Source organism: Lacisediminihabitans sp., from assembly GCF_036404185.1.
Taxonomy (GTDB): Bacteria; Actinomycetota; Actinomycetes; order Actinomycetales; family Microbacteriaceae; genus Lacisediminihabitans.
The window spans coordinates 1-6,217 of sequence record NZ_DASWPB010000227.1; the positions used below are offsets into that span (position 1 = coordinate 1).

Here is a 6,217-nt window from a genome sequence, read left to right on the forward strand (position 1 = left end):
CGGCGGCCATAGCGAGAGGGAAACGCCCGGTCACATTCCGAACCCGGAAGCTAAGACTCTCTGCGCCGATGGTACTGCAAGGGGGACCTTGTGGGAGAGTAGGACACCGCCGGACTTCTTTGTAAGATGGCCACCCTGTCAAGGGTGGCCATTTTGCGTTAACGCCGGTTGACGGCAACAGTTCAATAGAGATTCTCATACAGGGAGAGACGTGTCCGATTCTGGAGACCGTGAGAAACGACCCGGCCAGCCGCCGAGCGGGAGCAGGCCGCGAGGCGGCCGTCCCGACAGGGGAGGGCCAGCCGCCGATCGTCCGCGCCGGGACGGGCCGACCGGCGGGCGTCCCTCCCGGGACGGGGAGCGTCCCTCCCGCCGCCCGGACGCCGACCTGTCGAAGAATCCCAGGGAGCGTCGCGGAGGCGGCGATCGTCCCGGGTATCAGGGCCGATCCCCGCAGGAGCAGGAGGAGCGTGACCCCTACGGCATCCGCGCGGTCCGCGGGCGTCACGACGATCCGGTCATCCCGGACGACGTGCAGGCCAAGGATCTCGACCGGGTGGCCCGCGCTCAGCTGAAGACGCTGAGCAAGGAGAACGCCGACGGCGTGGCCCAGCACCTCGTCATGGTGGCCAGGCTCATCGATTCCGATCCGAAGCTCGCCCACGAGCACGCCCTGTCGGCGGCTCGCCGGGCGGGGCGGATCGCCGTCGTGCGCGAGACCCTCGCCATCACCGCCTATTCGACCGGCGACTTCGCGCTCGCGTTGCGGGAGTTGCGGACCTACCGGCGCATCTCCGGCAGGGACGACCAGCTGCCGCTGATGGTGGACAGCGAGCGCGGTCTCGGACGCCCCGACAGGGCGCTGGAGCTCGGCAGGTCCGTTCCTCGCGCCTCTCTCCCCGTGGAGGTGCAGGTGCAGCTGGCGATCGCGATGTCGGGCGCGCGCCTGGACCTCGGACAGACGGATGCCGCGCTGGTCGAGCTCCAGATCCCGCAGCTGGATCCCAGCACGGCCTTCTCCTGGAGCCCGGCCCTCTTCGACGCCTATGCCGCCGTGCTCGAGGACCTCGGGCGCGAGGACGAGGCGGAGGAATGGTGGCAGCGGTCCGACAGGGCGACCGAGGCGCTGGAGGGCGGGAGCGCCGACAGGGACGACGTGGTGGAGATCGTGGAAGAGGACATCGAGACGTTCGAGGAGGACCCCGACCATGACTGACCGCACTCCGCTCGACGGCGTCGACCTGCTGCTGGCGGATCTCGACGGTGTCGTCTACACGGGACCGGATGCGATCCCCTACGCCGTCGAGAGTTTGAACCGCGCGGCCGCCGGGCGGCGCGTCGGATACCTGACCAACAACGCCTCGCGCACCGCGGCATCCGTGGCCGACCATCTGACCAGCCTCGGGCTCTCCGTGCGCCCGGAGGACGTGGTGACCTCGCCGCAGGCCGCCGTGCGTCTGCTCGCCGGTCTCGTCCCCGCGGGCGCGCTGGTGCTGGTGGTTGGCGGCGACGGCCTCGTCTCCGAGGTCGTCAAGGCGGGCTTCCGGGTCACCAGGTCGGCGGACGATCTGCCGGCGGCGGTCATCCAGGGCTTCGCCCCGGAGATTGGCTGGACCGACCTCGCCGAGGCGTCGTTCGCCCTGCACACCGGCATCCCGTGGGTGGCGACGAACACCGACTGGACCATTCCGGTCGCACGCGGCATCGCACCGGGGAACGGAACGCTCGTCGCGGCCGTCCACAACGCCGTCGGGCGGCTTCCCGTCGTGGCAGGCAAGCCGGAGGTTGCCCTCTACGAGGAGGCGGTGAGCCGCTTCGGCGGATCCACGCCGCTGTTCATCGGCGACCGGCTGGACACGGACATCCTCGGTGCGAACCGCGCGGGTATCGACTCGGTGCTCGTGCTGACCGGCATCGACCATGCCAAGCAGGTGCTGGCCGCGGAGCCGAACTCCCGCCCCACCTACATCCTCGAGGATCTGCGTGGTCTAGACCTGCCGTATCCGTCGACGGAGGAGCACGCGGCCGGTGAGGCGAGGTTGTTCGCCGTCGGCGGGGCCGTGGTTCGCCTGGAGGGCAATCGGGTCTCGATCGACGCCACGGGCGACGGCGGGATCGACCTGCTGCGCGCCGGCGCGGCGGCCGTCTGGGGAGCGGGCGTGGCGATCTACGGCCTCGAGGTCGCGCCGGAGCTGTACGTGGAAGGGTAGCGTTGAGCCATGCCAGAGCAGAACGGTGACAGCGCGCAGGACGACGAGACGGAGCCGCTTCGGATCGACGACCCCGATGCGCTGCTCTCCCGGCTCCGGCTGATCGAGGATCAGCCCCTCGAGCAGCGCGCGGCGGCCTTCACCCAGATCCACGACCGCCTGCAGGCGACCCTCGAGGGGGAGACCCAGCGTCCGCATGGCTGAGTCCCGCCTCGACGCCGCCCTCGCCGACCGCGGCATCGTGCGTTCCCGCACCCAGGCGGCGCGGCTCATCGCCGACGGCTCCGTGACCGTCGACGGGGTCATGGCAGTGAAGGCGTCCATGCGCGTCGGGGACGATCAGGTGCTCGAGCTCACGGCATCGGATCACTACGTGGGTCGCGCCGCTCACAAGCTGCTCGCCGCGCTGGAGGAGTTCCGCATCCCGGTCGTGGGCAGGCAGGCACTGGATGTCGGTGCGTCGACGGGAGGATTCACCCAGGTACTGCTGGAGCGCGGAGCCGTCCACGTCGTCGCCCTCGACGTGGGACACGGCCAGCTCGACCCGCTCATCGCCACCGACGCCCGGGTCACGACGATCGAGGGCTTCAACGCCAGGGACCTGACCGCGGAGGCACTGGATGCGGCGGCGGGGTTCGCCACGCATCCGACGATCGTGGTCGCCGACCTCTCCTTCATCTCGCTCACCACCGTGCTGCCGGCGATCGTCGCGACGGCGGGCACGGCCGCCGACTACGTGCTGCTGATCAAACCGCAGTTCGAGGTCGGGCGCACGGGCATCCGGGAGGGCATCGTTCACGACGCCGCGCTGCGCGCCGAGGCGATCGGCGGCGTGCTCTGGGCGGCCTGGGACCTCGGACTGCCGACGGCCGGGCTCATCTCCTCACCAATTCTGGGAAACGCCGGAAACCACGAGTATCTCGTCTGGTTGAGCGCCGCGGTCGGCGGCAATCCGACAGAATGGAGTGAGCGGGTCACGACCCTGTCCGGATCGCTCTGAACCGCCGGCGTCCGCGAGGGCACCACGACACGAGGAGTTCAGCAGTGACTGCACGGTACATGCTCGTCGTCGCTCACACCGGTCGGCAGGATTCGCTGGATGCCGCCGTGGCCGTGAGCCGTCAGCTGGTGGCCGCCGGGGTGAGCCCGGTGATGAAACCGGACGAGTATGCGGACGTCGCGGCGCAGGCGCCCGACCTCACCTCCATCGAGGTGCTCGGCGACGTGATCGGCATCGAGGAGCTCGAGCTCGTCATCGTGCTCGGGGGAGACGGCACCATCCTGCGTTCCGCGGAGATGGTCAGAGGCTCGACAGCACCGCTGCTCGGCGTCAACCTCGGCCACGTGGGATTCCTGGCCGAGAGCGAACGGGACACGCTGGCGGAGACCGTCGATCGCGCGGTCGCCGGCGACTACCTGGTCGAGGAGCGCATGACCCTGTCCGTCCGGGTGAAGGTCGCCTCCGAGGTGGTCTACGAGACCTGGGCGCTCAACGAGGCCACCGTGGAGAAGGCGAGCAGGGAGCGCATGCTCGAGGTCGTCATCGAGGTCGACGGCAGGCCGCTCTCCTCCTTCGGCTGCGACGGCGTCGTGATGTCCACGCCCACCGGTTCCACCGCATACGCCTTCTCTGCCGGCGGACCCATCGTGTGGCCGGGGGTCGATGCCATGCTGCTCGTCCCGCTCAGCCCGCACGCGCTCTTCGGGCGCCCGCTGGTCATCGGCCCGGACTCCGTGTTCGCCGTCGAGGTCCTCGAGCGCACCCAGGGAACCGGTGTGCTCTGGTGCGACGGACGTCGCACCCACGATCTGCCGCCGGGCGCCCGCGTGGTCGTCCGTCGTTCCGCCGTTCCCGTCCGTCTCGCCCGGCTGCACCAGGGGCCGTTCACCGATCGCCTCGTCGGGAAATTCAACCTGCCGACAAACGGCTGGCGCGGGCCGGCCAACCGCGAAGGCGCACCGGTGTGATCGAGGAGATCTCCATCCGCGACCTCGGTGTCATCGGCGAGGCACGCCTTCCGCTCGGCCCGGGGTTCACCGCCATCACCGGGGAGACCGGTGCGGGCAAGACGATGGTCGTCACGGCGCTCGGGCTGTTGCTCGGTGATCGTGCGGACAGTTCCGTGCTGCGCAGGGACGCCGGTGCCGCGGTCGTCGAGGGGCACTGGCTGGTCGATCCGTCCGGCCCGGTGGCCGAGCGGGTGCGCGATGCGGGGGGTGACCTGGACGGCGGTGAGCTCATCCTCGGCCGGTCCGTCTCGCAGGAGGGACGCAGCCGCGCCGTCGTCGGCGGTCGTACCGCCCCGGTGAGCGTGCTCAACGAGATCGGCCAGCAGTTGGTCGTCGTGCACGGCCAATCCGACCAGGTTCGCCTGAGATCGGCGACCGCGCAGCGGGAGGCGCTCGATCGCTTCGCCGGTCAGGAACTGGCCATCCTTCTCGGCGACTACCAGGAGACCTACCGGCGCTGGCAGACCAAGCAGGGAGAGCTCGACGTGCTCATCGCCCAGCGCGACCTGCGTCTTCGTGAGGCGGAGGACCTGCGCATCGCGATGGCGGAGATCGAGGAGGCCGATCCGGTCCGCGGTGAGGACACGGAGCTGGCCGAGCGAGCCGAGCGTCTCGGCAATCTCGAGGACCTGCGCCTGGCCGCCGGGCAGGCGCACGAGATGCTCTCCTCCGAGGGCCTCGACGAGACCGCCGACGTGCTCGCGCTGCTCGAGACCGCCAGGCGCCGACTGGAACGGGTCTCGGAGCACGACGCCGCCCTCACCCCCATCGTCGAGGGCATCGCCGAGACGAGTTTCGCCGTCTCCGAACTCGCCGGCCAGCTGTCCAGCTATCTGGCTGGCCTCGACGCCGACGGCGCCCGCGAGCTCGAGCTCGTGCAGGAGCGCCGGGCGTCCCTCGCGTCCCTCGTGCGCAAGTACGGTCAGAGCCTCGACGACGTCATCGACTATCTCGACTCCGGCAGCACCAGGCTGCTGGAACTGGACAACGACTCCGATCGTTCCGCCGCGCTGGCCGCGGAGACGGAGGCGGACAGGGTCAGGATCGTCGAGCTCGCGGAACGGCTGAGCGAGGTCCGTCGTGGGTACGCAGAATCGCTCGCCGAGCGGGTGACCGCGGAGCTCGCCGCGCTGGCGATGCCGAACGCGCGGCTCATCGTGGAGGTCACCGACAGGCAGGACTACACCCTGACCGGCAAGGATGCGGTTTCGCTGCTGCTCGCGCCCCATCAGGGGGCCGATCCCCGGCCGCTCGGCCGCGGCGCATCCGGCGGAGAGCTGTCGCGGGTCATGCTCGCGATCGAGGTGGTCATCGCCGGCAGCGATCCGGTGCCGACCTTCATCTTCGACGAGGTGGATGCCGGGGTCGGCGGGGCATCCGCGATCGAGATCGGCCGGCGGCTCGCTCGACTCGCCCGGACCGCGCAGGTGATCGTCGTCACCCACCTGGCGCAGGTGGCGGCATTCTCGACCAATCACCTGACCGTGGTCAAGGACGACGGCGGCGCGGTGACGGCGAGCAGCGTGCGGCAGCTGCACGGTGAGGAGCGGATCGCCGAGATGGCCAGGCTGCTCTCCGGTCTGCAGGATTCCGAGAGCGGTCTGCAGCACGCTCGTGAGCTCATCGAGACGGCGCGCGCCCTCGACGTCTGATCCGCTGCCGTCCGCCCCATCGCGGACCGCCGCTCCTCGTGGTGCACCACCTCGGGCGGAATCCTCCCGGCGGAATCCTCGCGGCGGGAGAAGCCGCATCACGGAGGGATTCCCACCTCCCGCCGCCACGCGATTTCTCCGCCGCGAGGGACCGTATCTCCCGCCGCCAGGTCACATCTCCCTCCGCCAGGTCGCAGCTCCCGCCCGACGACGCACAGGGCCGGCGGCGATTCCCGGCACGTCGCGACGGACGGGGTGATCCGCCCTGATAAGCTGTAACCCCGTGGTGGTCAAACTAAAAGCGGACGTAACTAAGCACATCTTCGTCACCGGTGGTGTCGTCTC

At 70.1% G+C, this 6,217-nt stretch carries 6 protein-coding genes and 1 rRNA gene; all 7 read left to right on the plus strand.

What is annotated here, in order from left to right; genetic code table 11:
* Nucleotides 1–115: ribosomal RNA gene (gene rrf / locus VGC18_RS15790) — 5S ribosomal RNA — on the plus strand; the annotation flags it as partial.
* Nucleotides 116–211: 96 nt separating this feature from the next.
* Nucleotides 212–1,216 carry a hypothetical protein gene (locus VGC18_RS15795; RefSeq protein WP_331099151.1) on the plus strand — a complete coding sequence of 335 codons (1,005 nt, stop codon included), beginning with the start codon at nt 212–214 and terminating at the stop codon, nt 1,214–1,216.
* Entirely contained in the window at nt 1,209–2,210 is a 1,002-nt protein-coding gene (locus tag VGC18_RS15800; protein ID WP_331099153.1) for an HAD-IIA family hydrolase, read from the plus strand. The genes VGC18_RS15795 and VGC18_RS15800 overlap by 8 nt, the downstream gene beginning before the upstream one ends.
* 9 nt (nt 2,211–2,219) lie before the next feature.
* Nucleotides 2,220–2,414 carry a hypothetical protein gene (locus tag VGC18_RS15805; RefSeq protein WP_331099155.1) on the plus strand — a complete coding sequence of 65 codons (195 nt, stop codon included), beginning with the start codon at nt 2,220–2,222 and terminating at the stop codon, nt 2,412–2,414.
* Entirely contained in the window at nt 2,407–3,210 is an 804-nt protein-coding gene (locus tag VGC18_RS15810; protein ID WP_331099157.1) for a TlyA family RNA methyltransferase, read from the plus strand. The genes VGC18_RS15805 and VGC18_RS15810 overlap by 8 nt, the downstream gene beginning before the upstream one ends.
* Nucleotides 3,211–3,269: 59 nt before the next feature.
* Nucleotides 3,270–4,178 carry an NAD kinase gene (locus VGC18_RS15815; RefSeq protein ID WP_331099161.1) on the plus strand — a complete coding sequence of 303 codons (909 nt, stop codon included), beginning with the start codon at nt 3,270–3,272 and terminating at the stop codon, nt 4,176–4,178.
* A complete protein-coding gene (gene recN, locus VGC18_RS15820; RefSeq protein WP_331099159.1) occupies nt 4,175–5,872 on the plus strand; it encodes a DNA repair protein RecN in 1,698 nt (565 codons plus the stop codon). Before VGC18_RS15815 ends, recN begins: the two co-directional genes overlap by 4 nt.
* Nucleotides 5,873–6,217: the final 345 nt, after the last annotated feature.

Coding starts and splice junctions, on each gene's coding strand:
- VGC18_RS15800 (WP_331099153.1), top strand. CDS start 1,209: ATGACTGACCGCACTCCGCTCGACGGCGTCGACCTGCTGCTGGCGGAT.
- VGC18_RS15805 (WP_331099155.1), top strand. CDS start 2,220: ATGCCAGAGCAGAACGGTGACAGCGCGCAGGACGACGAGACGGAGCCG.
- VGC18_RS15810 (WP_331099157.1), top strand. CDS start 2,407: ATGGCTGAGTCCCGCCTCGACGCCGCCCTCGCCGACCGCGGCATCGTG.
- VGC18_RS15815 (WP_331099161.1), top strand. CDS start 3,270: ATGCTCGTCGTCGCTCACACCGGTCGGCAGGATTCGCTGGATGCCGCC.